The organism is Neobacillus sp. FSL H8-0543, assembly GCF_038592905.1.
Taxonomy (GTDB): Bacteria; Bacillota; Bacilli; order Bacillales; family Cytobacillaceae; genus Neobacillus.
In genome coordinates, this window is sequence record NZ_CP151943.1 from 2,374,425 (window position 1) to 2,389,137 (window position 14,713).

The window sequence follows — 14,713 nt, forward strand, 5'->3', positions numbered from 1 at the left end:
AAATGGAAAAAGAACGGCATGTTTTGGTTGTCTTCCCTCATCCGGATGACGAAGCTTTCGGGGTTTCGGGGACAATCGCAACCCACGTAAAAAATGGCACCCCTGTTACCTATGCTTGCTTAACATTAGGGGAAATGGGACGCAACATGGGGAAACCTGTTTTTACTAATAGAGAAAACCTCCCGAAAATACGAAAAGAAGAATTAATAGAGGCTGCCCGCGTTTTAGGGATTCAAGACTTGCGGATGCTTGGATACCGCGATAAAACGGTTGAATTTGAGGATGACGAAAAGCTGACAAATGCTATGTCCGCATTAATTGCTGATGTAAATCCATCATTAATTATTACCTTTTATCCCGGCTATTCCGTTCATCCGGATCACGATGCGACCGGTGCGGCCGTCGTCAGGGCAGTCGAAAGAATCCCTGCCGCCGCAAGGCCCAAATTGCATTGTGTAGCATTTTCAAATGATTGTATCCAAGCACTCGGTGAGGCAGACATCATTAATAATATCAGTCCTGTTGCTAACATTAAGCTGGCTGCCATTCAGGCACACCGCTCCCAATCGGAGCAAATGTTTGGAGATATCGCAGAAAAATTAAAAAACCAGGACCCGCAAATGATGGCCTGGATTAATAACGAACGGTTTTGGACCTACAAATTTACCAATTAACGGTAAGTAAACCAAAGGCTGACCTTAACAGTAAAACTGCTTAAGGTCAGCCTTTTTTTAATAGTTTGGTTTTAACAGAGTACAAAGCGTACACCAATCAAGGATGATGATTTTCCTTGTTTTCATCTCAATGATCCCCTGCTTTTTCAATTTAGAAAACACTCTGCTTACACTTTCTCTCGAGGTTCCAACCACAGTCGCAAATTCTTGAATCGTCAAAGGAATTTCAATATTCCATCTAGTCTTTGAGTTGTTAAATTTATTGCCTAGCCGCTCTAGCGTTTTAATCGTTTTCGCATAGACATCTAGTAAGGCCACATCTCTCAATGTTGAGGTTTTTTCTCGGAGAGCATCGCTCATGTAGCGAATCATTTCAATAGCAAGTTCCGGATATTCATGCATCCCTTTTTCTAATTCTAGTTTATCCAAATAGAACAACTGACCGTCTTCGAGCATTGTTGCTGTCGCCGGATAGAGCTCGGAGGTCCTAGAAAATAAACAAGCTTCAGCAAAAACATCTCCCTTTTGCTTGATACATACGATAATTTCATTCCCATTCTCATCCTGCTTTGTCAGCTTTACTGTCCCCGAATGGACAAAATATACTCCCTTGGCAACCTCATCTTCAAAAATGATATGTTCCCCTTTTTTATAAGACAATGTCTGGATTCTCCTAATAATGAGATTCATAGATTCTGTTGTTAAATCTCTAAAAACAACAATTTTACGCAAGAATGCCTCTGTTTTGACATCTTGAATATTCATATGTCTGTCTTCTAACAGTTCATACATCTTCTTCCCTCCTTTTTGCTTGTTGGTCTATTGATTTTCCGCTCCAGGCGCTTAAGCGCCTGTGGGGTCTCCCCAGCCCCGTACTCCCGCAGGAGTCTCGTGCCTTCCGCTCCAATCAAAATCAACATGATCTTTTATACAGCCTACAATTCCATGTCTTCTAGTAAGTATCTCCATTTTAATAAATCTTCCATTTTCCTGTAGTGATAAATTTCACAAAATGTTCATCTTTTTAAACCCTTTTGGCGACAAGGGGTTTCACAAAATTTTCACACAAACGCCTTCAAATGTGCTAAACATCACATTTCAACATTGGATTACAGACTAGGATATGATTGTAAATTCGACAGAAGGAGGGGGAAGAATGAAGAAGGCAATTATCAGCTTTGTCACAAGTATAATAATCGGATTTGGTCTAGGATACCTAGTGTTTGGGGTGATCTTAGACGATTCTGCTAAAGAGCCTCAAGTAGCTCAAACAGAAGCAACTGAAGAGGCAACTCCAACTGAAGAGCAAAAGAAAGAACCAGAAACAGCAGCAGTTGATGCAGATAACATCCTAAACAGTAAAGGCTGTCTTGGCTGTCACGCTGTTGAATCCCTTGGTTTACAAGGCGGTGCAACAGGCCCAGACCTTTCAAAGGCCTTTGAAGGCGTAGAAGATAAGCATGGCAAGCCAATTGATGAATTCTTAAAAGAACCAACTTCAGCGGTTATGTCCAGCGTAATCGACGGTAGCCCATTAACAGAAGATGAACTTACTAAAGTTTTAGAAATGCTCAATCAGGCTTCTGAAAAATAATAACAAACAAGGTGGTGTAACTAAATGAAAAAATGGATTCCAATTGCTTCAGGTTTAATGGCAGGCTTTGTTGCTGCAACGATTAGTTTTGCAGATTTCTCAAAGAATACGAATTCTGAACTTTCCTCTGCAACTAACAAAAGTGATGCTGAAAAAGTTTATGTTCCTTTCGGTGAAAAGGATGATTATTATTTATTCGCTTCAGGCGGGCACTCTGGTCAAATGTTTATTTACGGTGTTCCTTCGATGCGTCAAATTCGAACCGTTCCTGTATTCTCTCAAGACTCAGCAACAGGCTATGGATTTGATGAGCATTCTAAGGAAATGATGGGGGGCTATACATGGGGAGACCTTCACCACCCGGCTTTTTCAGAAACTAATGGCGATTATGACGGTAAATACATGTTTGCAACCGATGTCGGAAATAGCCGTGCAGCGGTTATGGACCTTGAAACCTTTACAACAAAGGATATCTTAAAGGTACCGAATACTAGCGGACCTCACTGTGCGGCCTTCGTTACGGAAAATACGGAGTATATGTTCCTGCCAACACGATTTGCCGTTCCACTTGGACAAGAATATGAATCTCTTGATGACTACAGCACAAAGTACCGTGGTGTTATGTCTGCGGTTACATTTGACGAGGAAAATACAAAATTAAATATTGGTTACCAAGTTGCTCTTCCGCCTTGGTCTTATGATCTTTCTGATGCTGGCAAAAAGAGTTCAGCGGACTGGGCTGTCATGACAACCTATAACACAGAGGAAGCAACAACCAATCTTGAAATCAATGCTTCACAGGCAGACCGTGACTTCATTGTTCTTTTTAACTGGAAAGAGCTTGAGCAAATGGTGAAGGACGGACAGTATGACGATGTAACTGGTCAAAAAATGATTTTCCCTGAAAAACATAAAGGCGGAATTTACCTTGTGCCGGTTGCGAAATCACCGCATGGTGTTGACGTAACCCCTGATGGAAAGCACTTTATCGCTTCAGGAAAATTGGCTCCATCAATGACTGTATTTTCTTTTGAAAAAGCGTTTGAAGCCGTTAAAAACCAAGACTTCTCAGGTGAACGGAACGGAATTCCAATCTTAAAGTATGAATCAGTAATGGAAAGAGAAGTAAACCCTGAAAATGCTCTTGGACCGCTTCACACTCAATTTGATGACAAAGGCATGGCTTACACAACAATGTTTATTTCTTCCGAGATTGTTAAATGGGATCCAAAAACGGGCGAAACATTAGACCGTGTTCCGGTTCAATATTCTCCAGGACATTCTGTTGCTGCCGAAGGTGACACGGTTTCACCTGATGGACAATGGTTAATTGCCTTAAATAAGATTGCTAAAGACACCTATTTATCTGTTGGTCCTTCTCATCCAGAATCGATGCAATTAATTGATATCAGCGGAAAAATGAAGGTCATTCAATCATCACCGGTTAACCCGGAACCGCACTATGCACAAATGATTAAGGCAGACAAAATTAAAACAATCGAAGTTTATCCGAAAGATGAAAAGAACAAGCTTGCTACCTACAAACAAGAAGATGCCAAAATAGTACGAAATGGCAATAAAGTAGATGTTTACGGTATTGCGATGCGCTCAAAATTCATTTTTGACTCAAAGGCTAAACGTCCTGACGTAATCGAAGTAAATGAAGGCGATCAGGTAACCATCCATCTGACAAATACGGACTTCGATGAAGATATTACCCATGGTTTTGCAATTAACAGTTATGACTTAAACATTGAGGTACAACCTGGTCAAACGAATACCATCACATTCACTGCTGATAAAGCTGGTACTTTCCCAATTTACTGTACAAACTTCTGTTCAGCACTGCACCAAGAAATGACCGGCTACTTCCTTGTAAAACCGAAGAACTAATGCTGGTGATGGGTATCAATTAATTAAATTGATACCCTTCTCCGTTTAATCTTTAGCTCTGTGAACTTGGCTGTTGATTGGAGCTCCAGGCGCTTCGCTTTCCGCGGGCGTGCCGGGGAGCCTCCTCGGCGCTTTAGCGCCTGTGGGGTCTCCCCAGCCCCGTACTCCCGCAGGACATTGAATAAGCTTCCTTGAATTTGCACCGCACGAAGGAAATGCGGTAGCATTTTCGAGGAGTCTCGCGCCTTCCGCTCCAATCAACAGGTTAGTTTTAACAAAGCCTAATTTTTAGAAAGGTGTGGTTAACTTGATTGATAAGAGTAGAAAATTGTCGATTTTATCTTCTTTACTCATAACACTTTCAGCAGGATTACTAGTCCTTTCTATCTTTTTCCCATGGTGGCAAATGGTCTTTTTTGCCCCGCAATATCCTGAAGGGCTGAATATTATTGTTTATCCGAATAAACTTGAGGGTGAGATTGATATTGTTAATGGACTGAATCACTATATCGGTATGGAAAACTTTAGTGAGGAGAATTTCCCGCAATTACAGTATCTTTCCTATTTAGTTATTGGTTTAGCAGCCATTACGCTTTTAGTAGCGCTGCTTAGAAACAAAAAGCTCCTTTACGGATTAATTGGACTGTTTATGGTTGGCGGCGTACTTGGAGTTATTACGCTTCGGAAAGCACTCGTCCATTTTGGTACAAATTTAAGCCCTACTGCTCCCATTAAGATTGACCCATTTGTACCGCCGATTTTAGGGCATAATACAGTGGCAAACTTTTTAACCAATAGCATTCTTGGCTACGGTACATATTTCCTTATCGCTGCCTTTATTCTATTACTCATTCCGTTATGGAAGGACCGAAAAAAATGAAAAAACTGCTCTTTCTTTTCGTTTTCTCACTTCTGTTTGTCATCCATCCTGAGAAAAATATAGCCGCCGAAAACTTACAATCGCTTATCGACAGCTCGGAAGAAGGAGCGGTATTAAAACTTGAAGATCGGACGTATGAGGGCAATCTTGTTCTCATGAAGCCGATTACCATTATTGGCACGAGGAATACCGTGATTAAAGGTGACGGAAAGGGTAATGTTATTTCTATCAAAGCACCTGGGGTAACACTTAAACAGCTCACCGTAACCAATGGCGGTATGGACCGAAATTCGCCAGAAGAGTATGCTGCCATCAAAATCCATACAAATGGAAATGTAGTTGAACATATCAAGATCCGCAATAGTTTTCACGGTATTTATTTAAGTCAAGCTCATGAAAATACCATCCGTTATGTTGACATTAAAGGCATAGGCAAAGGCGAAATTGCTGCCCAAGGAAATGGATTTCACGTCTATTACGCGAACGACAATATCCTTTCCCATAACACCATCGAAGGCACACGGGATGGAATGTTCTTTGACTACTCAAACAACAATCAAAGCTATGAAAATAACATAAGTAACACTAGATATGGACTTCACTATATGTATTCAGACAAAAATATCTTTAAAAAGAATACCTTTACGATGAACACTGGCGGCGCAGCTATTATGAACTCAAATCACTTAATTCTTGAGGACAATCAATTCATTGTAAACTATGGAAATAAATCGTTTGGGTTATTACTGCTTCAAGCAAATGATAATCAAATTATGAACAATACTTTTTACATGAACCAACGAGGACTTTACATTGATCAAGCCACACGCAACCATATCGAGGGCAATAAAATTACTCAAAATCAGATTGGCATTGAGCTTTGGGCTAGTTCCAATCAACAAATTTTTACACAAAATCAAATTACTGAAAATACGATTCCCGCTGTTACCATTGGTGGAACGAGTGAGAGCAATTCCTGGAGCAAGGATAGCAAAGGAAACAACTGGGGAAGTTCGTTCCCGCTCACCGACTTAAATCAGGATGGCCTCGGGGATTTTCCGATAACCTATCAATCTTCTTTATACCAGCTGATTGAAGAGCAGGAATTATCCTATTTATTTTTAAAAAGTCCTGCAATTACGATATTTGAAAAAATGAACGCCCTACTAAAAGATGAAAAAGTTATGTTTAACGACCCGCACCCGTTGGCCGCGGAAAAAGGGAATGCTGGTTCAATGCTACTTATTGCTTTTGCGCTGCTTGCTGGGTTGATTTTATTAAAAGGGAGACATCGACTATGCATTATATTTGGAAGGAATGGAAAGAAAACATAAGAGGGAAGGGATTATGGCTCGCTTTAAGCATTGTTGTTCTCCTAATGATTAGTATTCTGTTTCGTTCCACTGCCCTTTCATTTGATAAAGGCTTTTATGTCCTCTTAATTAATTTGTTTGATACGATTATCTACTTTATCCCGATCCTTTGCTTATTTATTGGCGCCTTTTCAATCTTTCAAGAAAAAGAACAAAAGACGTTAATCATGCTATTAACAAAGAAAGACAACTATATGAGCTTTTTAATCAAAAAGAGCCTTGGACTTTACGTCGTCGTCCTTGTCCCGCTCCTTGTCTGGTTCTTCTTGTACCTGCTATTACTCAAATTTAACTTCCAACTGGATATGAAAAGCTACTACATCTTTGTGGCTGCGATTGTGATTTTGTCTATTACTTTTCTTCAAATCGGAGCAGCAATCGGAAGTTTCAGCCGTTCGCGGATGCAAATTATCGGCTATACGATTTTTGTCTGGTTTTACTTTTTCTTCCTGCATGATTTTATCTTGCTTTCCTTTCTATCTGACGTAACCTATGAAAATGTAAAGTTATTTTCAAGCATGTACTTTTTAAATCCCTTACAGTCGGTAAGGATGTTTTTAGAAACGGGGATGGGTGTTTATTCCTTCGGCCATATGTCACGGCTTCTGCAGGCCTTTATGTGGACGCAGCCAGTATTCTTTTTGCTTGGAAACCTCCTATTCTGGCTTGCTACCTCGATAGGAGCAGCACTTGTCTTTCACCGTAAGGAGGGCTTCGAATGATTAAGGTAACCAATCTAAACCAATCCTTCGGGAAAAAAACAGTCTTAGAGGACATCACCATCGAAATTTGCAGACATGAAATTTGCGCGCTTGTCGGCCGCAATGGTGCCGGGAAATCTACTTTTATCAATAGTTTGCTCGGTTTACTGCCAGTTAAGCAAGGAACGATTACAATCAATGAAATCGAAGTGACAAAGAAAAACAGTGAATGGAAAAGTGCGATAGCTTATCTTCCTGAAAAATTTCAGTTATATCCAATGTTAACAGGACTTGAGAATCTTACCTTTTTTGCAGAAGTGGTCGAAAAAGCCGCCAACCAAGAACGCATTCAGCAGGTACTTACTTCGGTAAGCCTGTGGGATGACCGCGATGTCCAGGTGAAAAAATATTCAAAGGGCATGCTCCAGCGTCTTGGCTTAGCGATTACCCTTTATCAGGATTCCAGCATCCTGATTCTTGATGAGCCCACAAGCGGAATTGATCCGATGGGAAGGAAGGAAATTTTAGAAGTGTTAAAATCACTTCACGATAAAACCATCCTCCTCTCCTCACACCATCTGGATGAAATCAAACAGGTATGTACCCATGTCGCCTATTTGGATAATGGGAAAATGAACAAATACACGGTTGCAGAATTCTTGCAAACACATAATCTTGGAGGGATTGACTCATGAAAAAGGCGATGATGCTCACCGCACTGCTGCTACTGCTTGCACTCTCAGGCTGTAGTGCGAGCCCTGAGTATAAGATAGAGGTAACAAAACCCATCTACTACCAACAAAATACTAATGTTCCCTTTGAAATCAAAGTAACCGAGAAGGACAAGGCAGCGACGGGACTTGAAGTTTCAGCAGTATTTTCGATGACCAATATGGATCACGGCACATATGATGTTAAGTTAACTGAAGGGGAAAACGGCATTTATTCCGGTAATGTGGAGCTTCCAATGGGAGGCAAATACGAAATATTACTAACATTGACAACAGATGGGGAAAAAATTGAAAAGGTTATTAATTATGAAGTTGAAAAACCTGAAGGTGTCGCATCCGTTAATGGAAGCTGGATTACAAATGAGGATGTAGAGTTCTATAAGTTTATCAATAAGCTACAGTTAGCGATCAACCGGGAGACAGATCAAAAGAGATACACGGGTGAGGAGTTGAATGAGGCCTTAGCTTATTGGGATTCTCAAGAAAAATTGATAGAGGATAAGAATCAATTATTGACGCAAATCATCCGTCTGCGTTCAATGGCGATGCTTGCCGAAGAAAAAGGCCATCAGGCAGCTGATGCTGAAATAGAGACTGAAATCAACAAGGTTCAGGCTCAGTACAATCAATATGAAGCTGCTAAAGCAATGATTACTGAGTACGGGGAAGAAGCGTTTTGGGAGATAGAAAAACAGCAATATAAGTTAATTGTTCTTTCTCAAAAGGTGCAAAATGACTTGGTTGCCCAGGTTAAAAAGGAAAACCCTAAGATGGGTGAACAAGAAGTTTTCTTCCAAGCACAAAAACGTTATGAGGAGCTGCTTGTATCACAGGTAAATTCATTGGAAATTGTTATTTATTAAAGCTCTTTTCTTAAACGATGTTGCTTTTTGTACTAATCCATAGAGATGAATTCAGACAGGTTTGGTGAATTCATGGGCAATCTTGCCTGGTTTTTCATATGGAGTTGTCCTTCATCGAACTTATGAAGGACATCTTGCCTGATTTTTCGAACGGAGTTGTCCTTCATCGGGCTTATGAAGGACATCTTGCCTGATTTTTCGAACGGAGTTGTCCTTCATCGGGCTTATGAAGGACATCTTGCTCGGTTTTCCATATGGAGTTGTCCTTCATCGAACTTATGAAGGACATCTTGCTCGGTTTTCCATATGGAGTTGTCCTTCATCGAACTTATGAAGGACATCTTGCTCGGTTTTTCGCACGGAGTTGTCCTTCAGACAGGTTTGGACATTGTCAGCGTGCTTTTTTCATTCTTCTGGTGTGTTGATGATTTTTAGGGTTTTAAAGCCGAGGTTTATTTTATAGTTTAGGTTCCAATTTGCTCCTAAAATCTCAATCTCATTTTCCTGGAGGTTAAACCTGATCACGACATCATTGTCTTCATCGACAATGACATAGGAATTCTTATTAGTGAAGACTTGGTAGGATGTATGGGCAATTAAGGTCCAGCCATTTTGTAATTTATTACTTTTTGTACTCATCGTTAACCTTCCTTTTACTTCAGATTACTAAGTAGTACTCGGAACAAACGATCATCGTTTTCATCCGGAGTGCCTCTGCCGTCGGTATTGTTACTGACAAAATATAAATAGTCGCCATCGATGAAAAGGTCACGTATTCTCCCTAATCCGGTAATGACAGGACTCGTAGTTTTCTTTTCCAAATCAAATTCGCGGACCGCAATGCCCCTTAATGTCGCTACATATAGTTTTCCAGCAAATGCCGCCATCCCTGAAGGTGCCCATGTATCCTCACCTGATTGAAACAACGGCGTCTCCATTCCTGCTTTCTCTTCCCATCCCTCGATTACAGGCCAGCCATAATTGGCACCCGGCTTAATCTGATTTACTTCATCATGTGCCGATTGACCATGCTCACTCGCATACAATGTCCTGCCAATCCACACTAATCCCTGTGGATTCCGATGGCCATAACTGTAAACATAGGAATTTAGAAAAGGATTATCATCAGGTATCGTTCCATCTAAATTCATTCTTAGAATTTTTCCATTCAATGTTGTTAAATCCTGTGCTGTTTCAGGTGTGGTGGCGTCACCCGTGGTGATATAAAGCTTATTGTCTTGGCCAATTTTCAGCCGGCCGCCATGATGATAGGTAGCGCTTGGAATTCGATCAAGGAGGATTTTTTCCTCTTTCCATCGATCACCATCATAATCTAAGATGACAATCCGATTAAACTGGTCCCGTCCATTGTCAGAATACGTATAATAAGCAAACGCCCTTTGGCTGTCAGTGAAATTAGGGTCGAGAACAAAGCCTAACAGTCCAGCCTCAGCCGCTTTAGCAAGCTGTTTTTCCAGGCTTACTTGCTGCCGTTCCATTTTACCATTTTCGACTTTCACGATACTTCCCGTTCGTTCACTCAGATAGAAAACCCCGTTAACCATGTCAATTGACCATGGAACCCGTAAGTTTTCTGCGATTACTTCAATCTCTGGATGAAGGACGATAGCTTCGTCGTCTGGCTGAGGGATGATTGCTCCTTCGTCTGGCTGGAGGACGACTGCTTTGTCCTCTGGCTGGACCTTTGGCTGCACTTCCTCTTTTTCAAAAAAAGAACAACCTGACATCAATAAGACCATCGATAATAAAATAGAACAAGCCTTGTACATAGCCTCTTCCTTTCTGTCTGTTTAGATTTGCCTCAGCCCTTCTAAAGTACCTCCAGAATCGCTTTTGCCACTCCATGCTCATCATTCGTGCTTGTAATTACATCACAGAGCGATTTAATTTCAAAGCCTGCATTCTCCATAGCAACCGCTCTGCCGACTCTCTCAAGCATGGAGACATCATTATAACTATCGCCTATCGCCATCGTCTCGGATAAATCAATACCTCTTTCCTTCGTAAAGGCCTCTAAGGCAATGCCCTTTTGTGCATATTTATTGGTGATTTCAAGGTTCTCATGCCCTGAAGTCGTAACTGTTAGTTCTGTTAACTCTTTAAGTGAGTCGCTAGCATGATCAAGTCTTTCTGAATCAAATGAGAAGGCAAGAAATTTATAAATCTGATATTCGTCCTGCTCAAATAAAATTTGATAATCACTAATGGTTTCAACTAAGCCATCACGGATTCTCGCTGCTGCAGCATATTCTATTTCCTGTTGATTCACTTCGGGGTTTGCACTGACAATAATATCAACTAGAATGGATACCGCCTTGTCCGCATCAATCGTGAATGCCCCTTTATTTGTATAGACTTCAAAGTAGACATCTTTTTCAGTAAGTTTGGAAGCAACCTTTATTGCCGTTTGCTTATCAATTGGTGTCGAGGTAACCCGTTCCCCCTCTTTCGTTCGTACTTCTGCACCATTTACACCAATGACTGGACATTCCAGTCCTGCTGCATCTAAGACGTACCGTGCTTCCTGATAAGAACGACCTGTAGCAACGACAACTTCTACTCCCTGAGCTTGTGCTTTTAAGATCGCTGCTTTATTTTCTTTACTAATTTGCTGAACAGAGTTCAATAAGGTTCCATCCATATCTGTTGCAATACATTTAATCATGCTATTCACCTAATCCCCGTTTTAGTATTACTGCCATTCTAACATGATTACTGCTACATTCTCGCCTTTTTGCTCAGGTTAAATACTTGCTTCCTTCACGAATACTTAAGGGAGCTAATTGATTATCCTCGATAAACTCTTTAACGGAGGCAGGGTTCGTTTTTGAATATTCTCTTAGGGCCCAGCCTATTGCCTTTTGGATAAAAAACTCCTTACTATCAGCATTCTTTTGTATGTATTGATAAAGGAGATTTTCATTTGTTTGCTGCTTATATTTCAGTTGAAAAAGAATGGACGCTCTTCGCAGCCAAAGGTTTTCGTTGGCTGCCCAGCCATTAATCGTTTCTTTAATCACTTCCGGGTATTTTTGTGCAATTTCCCCTACAGGCTTCGGTGCTAGCGCATCAACCGTATCCCACCACGATTTTGTAACGATTAGGTTTTCAAGGAAATGCAAATCTTCCTTTTGCAGTTTTTTTAGCGATTTCTCCAGATAGACCAGCGCCGTATACTGATATTCTCTTTCATCTTTATTCCATAGTTCTAATACAAACTCTTGATTAAAAGGCTCTTTTAAGAGATTCGTCTCTTTGAAAAATTGTTTCTCAAGCTCTTTTCTTAGCGGTGACTTGATTCCCAAAAAGGGAAAATGGTCTTTCATATACTTTTTCATCGGTTCTGCGTCTTGCAGATTTCGACTTTTTTCAAACATTTGGGTTAGTAAATCTATGTGTTTTTGCAAAAGCTCATCTCCCTTTTTCCTATACAAATATTGTAACCTTTTCTTTATATTCCCTACACCTCTTTTTGCGGTAATCATATTGAATAAAGGAGCAGAGGGACGACAAACTAAGAATTAGTAAAGACGAAAGGAGTTTTTCAAATGACAAAAAAGTATAATAAAGGCAGTAAAAATCAAAATTCCCCACAGGCTGGGTATGCAGAAGCTGAATTTGCCTCAGAGATTGTCAGCGGTGATAACAGCAAAGGCAATAAACGCAATGTAAAAGAAAAGACAAGCAAAACCAATCCTAAATAAATAATCATTTAAAAATACCCTTCAAATAATAAGAAGTCAGCTTTCTTTTTGAAAGCCGACTTCTTATTAAAAGCTACTGTGGGGTGACAATAGCAGCTGGTGAGGCACGTAAGTCCTTCTGATCATCATCATTATTACTGAATTGATTCTGCAATTCAAGGTTTGCTCTTTCTGCTTCGGAGTGTGCTTGAATGGGGGCATGGAGCTTTCCGTCTTCAAGTTGTTTGTTAATCTCAATATTTGCTTCAACAGCTTCATTCGTTGAGTTGTTTTTCACTGTAAATGGCTCCTTCTATATTCAGATTTACTAGACCGTACCGATAGATTCCCCCAATCTGCACTAAGGTAATCATGAAAAAACTGCCCCCAACATCAGGACAGTCTCGCGAGTCTTATTAATTATTAACTAAAGCCAATTCTCTAATTTCCTCCGCAATGAAGCTTTGAATGTTTTCAACGATGGAGAAGTCCATTGCAGGGACATAAATCGCCTCAAGCCCATCGTGAAATTCCTTCGCCTTCGCTAAGTAGGAAATTGCTTCTTTCATTTTTGCTTTATAGTTAGCTGCAATCGGCTTAATTTGGTCAGCGTAAATCTCATCAGTACCCGGTGTAATTAGGAGCTCATACATATCAATGATTTCATCTCCCGCACGGCTAGGGAAATATTCATGTGGAGCCGTGCTGTCAAAAATTGCAATCCCCAGCTCCCTGAATAACACCATATCCAGACTATTGGGATCAAATCCACAATGATAAACTTCGGTGTCGACGCCACGCGCTTCCGCGGCTGCTGCAATCTTTTTCAGCATCGTTGACTTTCCAGAACCTGGCCGTCCCTTAATAAAATAACGATTAGGCAGCTCTTCCGTTAAATTCGGGACAAAGTCCACGGCTCCCTTTGGTGTAGCTGCTCCTAAGAAACGGTGGCGAATATCCGATTTTTTGTTCAACTTTATTTTTCCAAAAAATGAACCAATTAACTTCTTTGTCAGCTGTTCTGCCTTTGAAAAATCCATGTTATCTATATAAATTTTTTCCCAGTCATCATGAATGTCCAATGCTTGCTTGAAGGTTGCATAGGCCTGCTTATACGCCTGGCTAATCTGATTGGATAAACGGAAAATTTCTTGTTTATGTGCTCCGAGTGCGCGGGCATCCCAAGCTTCTCCCAGATTAATATATTCTTCGACGGCACCTGGTGCTTTTGGTTCAATCACATGTGGAGCTGTACCATCCACGATTCCTACCTTCAGTGCAGGAATGAGCACTCCGTCGATGGAGCTGTTGTCTGAAGAACAATGAAGGAATTCTATATTATAGCCCTTTTCGATCCATTCACTGCCTATCTTTTTCATCAACGAGGATTTCCCCGTACCTGGACCGCCCTTTAAGATAAAAATACGGTCAAGCCCCTGGAGATTGGAATCATAAAGGCTATGAAACCCCTTCGCTGTATTACCACCAGCGTAATAGTTTTTAACTTTCCCTGCCACTGATCAACACTCCCTTTAATGGCTATTAAATATTACCCATAAGTACAACTACGCTTCATGACCCGCCTTAAGAGGCTTGTCAATTGCCGAGTAACATTGTAGATTTTCTTACACACTATCTTATGCAGCAATTCGCTATGGGTGAAAGCCTAATCAGGAGATTAATTCTTCAACAAATCAACTATTTCTATCTTTGCTATAGTAATCAAGTCTTCTGGCTTCAACGCCATCTGTACGCCTATTTTCCCTGCGCTGACGACTATCTCTTCCAACAATCTACAACTTTCATCGAGAAACGTCCGATAATCCTTTTTCATTCCGACTGGTGAGCATCCGCCGCGGATATAGCCAGTCCATTTTTGAATATCCTTCACAGGAATCATCTCAACATTTTTTTCACCCGCTGCCCTTGCCGCCTTTTTTAAATCGAGCTCCGCTTCGACGGGAATAATAAAAACAAAGATATTCTTGCTTGCCCCTTGAGCCACTAGAGTTTTATATACCATATTTGGGTTTCTCCCCACTTTACCAGCCACGGTAATCCCATCAATTTTTCCATCCTTGTTGTCGTATGTTAGCACCTCATAGGCGATCTTTTTTGCATCGAGAATTCGAATTGCATTTGTTTTAACTTTAGCCACTTTTCTCACCCTTTCACTGTCGGAAATTCGCTTCTATTTTAATATAAGTCCACGGAATCTCCACATACTTGTCACTCGTTCGTCACTCTATTAAACATAGAATATAGCAAAGATATAGTAAACTAAAGGTGTTAGAAATATA

Annotated in this window: 18 protein-coding genes; 9 read left to right on the forward strand and 9 right to left on the reverse strand. The window is 40.7% G+C overall.

The annotated features are described in order from the left end of the window. Positions 1-2 precede the first annotated feature (2 nt). Complete coding sequence (gene bshB2, locus NSS81_RS11650; RefSeq protein WP_342433658.1) at positions 3-674, forward strand: bacillithiol biosynthesis deacetylase BshB2; 672 nt, start codon at positions 3-5, stop codon at positions 672-674. Positions 675-731: 57 nt separating this feature from the next. On the opposite strand, the gene NSS81_RS11655 is transcribed toward bshB2, so the two are convergent. Next, positions 732-1,466, reverse strand: a complete 735-nt coding sequence (locus tag NSS81_RS11655; protein WP_342433659.1) for a Crp/Fnr family transcriptional regulator — start codon at positions 1,464-1,466, stop codon at positions 732-734. 364 nt (positions 1,467-1,830) lie between these two features. Between NSS81_RS11655 and NSS81_RS11660 the strand changes: the two genes are divergently transcribed. Next, positions 1,831-2,268, forward strand: coding sequence for a cytochrome C (locus NSS81_RS11660; RefSeq protein WP_342433660.1), 438 nt, complete (start codon positions 1,831-1,833; stop codon positions 2,266-2,268). A 24-nt stretch (positions 2,269-2,292) separates the two neighbouring features. Beyond that, positions 2,293-4,161 (forward strand): Sec-dependent nitrous-oxide reductase, encoded by a 1,869-nt coding sequence (nosZ, locus tag NSS81_RS11665; protein ID WP_342433661.1) that lies wholly within the window; start codon positions 2,293-2,295, stop codon positions 4,159-4,161. Positions 4,162-4,184: 23 nt separating this feature from the next. On the opposite strand, the gene NSS81_RS11670 is transcribed toward nosZ, so the two are convergent. After that, entirely contained in the window at positions 4,185-4,388 is a 204-nt protein-coding gene (locus tag NSS81_RS11670) for a hypothetical protein (protein WP_342433662.1), read from the reverse strand. Between the two features lie 80 nt (positions 4,389-4,468). Between NSS81_RS11670 and NSS81_RS11675 the strand changes: the two genes are divergently transcribed. The 5 genes from NSS81_RS11675 to NSS81_RS11695 are packed head-to-tail and all read left to right on the forward strand — an operon-like array spanning position 4,469 to position 8,709. Next, positions 4,469-5,041, forward strand: a complete 573-nt coding sequence (locus NSS81_RS11675) for a hypothetical protein (protein WP_342433663.1) — start codon at positions 4,469-4,471, stop codon at positions 5,039-5,041. Further along, entirely contained in the window at positions 5,038-6,375 is a 1,338-nt protein-coding gene (gene nosD / locus NSS81_RS11680; protein WP_342433664.1) for a nitrous oxide reductase family maturation protein NosD, read from the forward strand. Before NSS81_RS11675 ends, nosD begins: the two co-directional genes overlap by 4 nt. Beyond that, entirely contained in the window at positions 6,339-7,136 is a 798-nt protein-coding gene (locus tag NSS81_RS11685) for an ABC transporter permease subunit (RefSeq protein WP_342433665.1), read from the forward strand. Before nosD ends, NSS81_RS11685 begins: the two co-directional genes overlap by 37 nt. Next, positions 7,133-7,810 carry an ABC transporter ATP-binding protein gene (locus NSS81_RS11690; RefSeq protein WP_342433666.1) on the forward strand — a complete coding sequence of 226 codons (678 nt, stop codon included), beginning with the start codon at positions 7,133-7,135 and terminating at the stop codon, positions 7,808-7,810. Before NSS81_RS11685 ends, NSS81_RS11690 begins: the two co-directional genes overlap by 4 nt. Continuing rightward, complete coding sequence (locus NSS81_RS11695) at positions 7,807-8,709, forward strand: FixH family protein (RefSeq protein ID WP_342433667.1); 903 nt, start codon at positions 7,807-7,809, stop codon at positions 8,707-8,709. The genes NSS81_RS11690 and NSS81_RS11695 overlap by 4 nt, the downstream gene beginning before the upstream one ends. Positions 8,710-9,114: 405 nt before the next feature. Here the strand turns inward: NSS81_RS11695 and NSS81_RS11700 are convergent, their stop codons facing one another. The 4 genes from NSS81_RS11700 to NSS81_RS11715 all read right to left on the reverse strand — a co-directional run bounded on the left by NSS81_RS11700 (position 9,115) and on the right by NSS81_RS11715 (position 12,107). Continuing rightward, positions 9,115-9,348, reverse strand: a complete 234-nt coding sequence (locus tag NSS81_RS11700) for a hypothetical protein (RefSeq protein WP_342433668.1) — start codon at positions 9,346-9,348, stop codon at positions 9,115-9,117. 14 nt (positions 9,349-9,362) lie between these two features. Next, positions 9,363-10,499, reverse strand: coding sequence for a sorbosone dehydrogenase family protein (locus NSS81_RS11705; RefSeq protein ID WP_342433669.1), 1,137 nt, complete (start codon positions 10,497-10,499; stop codon positions 9,363-9,365). Positions 10,500-10,540: 41 nt separating this feature from the next. Then, positions 10,541-11,395: a Cof-type HAD-IIB family hydrolase gene (locus tag NSS81_RS11710; protein ID WP_342433670.1), complete on the reverse strand. Its 855-nt coding sequence runs from the start codon at positions 11,393-11,395 to the stop codon at positions 10,541-10,543. Between the two features lie 73 nt (positions 11,396-11,468). Next, positions 11,469-12,107: a DNA alkylation repair protein gene (locus tag NSS81_RS11715; RefSeq protein ID WP_342434005.1), complete on the reverse strand. Its 639-nt coding sequence runs from the start codon at positions 12,105-12,107 to the stop codon at positions 11,469-11,471. A gap of 171 nt (positions 12,108-12,278) precedes the next feature. Between NSS81_RS11715 and NSS81_RS11720 the strand changes: the two genes are divergently transcribed. After that, entirely contained in the window at positions 12,279-12,434 is a 156-nt protein-coding gene (locus tag NSS81_RS11720; RefSeq protein ID WP_342433671.1) for a hypothetical protein, read from the forward strand. 73 nt (positions 12,435-12,507) lie between these two features. Here the strand turns inward: NSS81_RS11720 and NSS81_RS11725 are convergent, their stop codons facing one another. From NSS81_RS11725 to ybaK, 3 genes are all read right to left on the reverse strand, one after another. Beyond that, positions 12,508-12,711 (reverse strand): hypothetical protein, encoded by a 204-nt coding sequence (locus NSS81_RS11725; RefSeq protein ID WP_342433672.1) that lies wholly within the window; start codon positions 12,709-12,711, stop codon positions 12,508-12,510. A gap of 118 nt (positions 12,712-12,829) precedes the next feature. Next, a complete protein-coding gene (locus NSS81_RS11730) occupies positions 12,830-13,930 on the reverse strand; it encodes a PRK06851 family protein (protein ID WP_342433673.1) in 1,101 nt (366 codons plus the stop codon). A gap of 161 nt (positions 13,931-14,091) precedes the next feature. Further along, complete coding sequence (gene ybaK, locus NSS81_RS11735) at positions 14,092-14,571, reverse strand: Cys-tRNA(Pro) deacylase (protein ID WP_342433674.1); 480 nt, start codon at positions 14,569-14,571, stop codon at positions 14,092-14,094. Between the last annotated feature and the right edge of the window lie 142 nt (positions 14,572-14,713).

Coding starts and splice junctions, on each gene's coding strand:
- NSS81_RS11700 (WP_342433668.1), bottom strand. CDS start 9,348: ATGAGTACAAAAAGTAATAAATTACAAAATGGCTGGACCTTAATTGCC.
- NSS81_RS11660 (WP_342433660.1), top strand. CDS start 1,831: ATGAAGAAGGCAATTATCAGCTTTGTCACAAGTATAATAATCGGATTT.
- NSS81_RS11670 (WP_342433662.1), bottom strand. CDS start 4,388: ATGCTACCGCATTTCCTTCGTGCGGTGCAAATTCAAGGAAGCTTATTC.
- NSS81_RS11720 (WP_342433671.1), top strand. CDS start 12,279: ATGACAAAAAAGTATAATAAAGGCAGTAAAAATCAAAATTCCCCACAG.
- NSS81_RS11685 (WP_342433665.1), top strand. CDS start 6,339: ATGCATTATATTTGGAAGGAATGGAAAGAAAACATAAGAGGGAAGGGA.
- NSS81_RS11710 (WP_342433670.1), bottom strand. CDS start 11,395: ATGATTAAATGTATTGCAACAGATATGGATGGAACCTTATTGAACTCT.
- nosD (WP_342433664.1), top strand. CDS start 5,038: ATGAAAAAACTGCTCTTTCTTTTCGTTTTCTCACTTCTGTTTGTCATC.
- NSS81_RS11705 (WP_342433669.1), bottom strand. CDS start 10,499: ATGTACAAGGCTTGTTCTATTTTATTATCGATGGTCTTATTGATGTCA.
- NSS81_RS11655 (WP_342433659.1), bottom strand. CDS start 1,466: ATGTATGAACTGTTAGAAGACAGACATATGAATATTCAAGATGTCAAA.
- nosZ (WP_342433661.1), top strand. CDS start 2,293: ATGAAAAAATGGATTCCAATTGCTTCAGGTTTAATGGCAGGCTTTGTT.
- NSS81_RS11695 (WP_342433667.1), top strand. CDS start 7,807: ATGAAAAAGGCGATGATGCTCACCGCACTGCTGCTACTGCTTGCACTC.
- bshB2 (WP_342433658.1), top strand. CDS start 3: ATGGAAAAAGAACGGCATGTTTTGGTTGTCTTCCCTCATCCGGATGAC.
- NSS81_RS11715 (WP_342434005.1), bottom strand. CDS start 12,107: ATGTTTGAAAAAAGTCGAAATCTGCAAGACGCAGAACCGATGAAAAAG.
- NSS81_RS11690 (WP_342433666.1), top strand. CDS start 7,133: ATGATTAAGGTAACCAATCTAAACCAATCCTTCGGGAAAAAAACAGTC.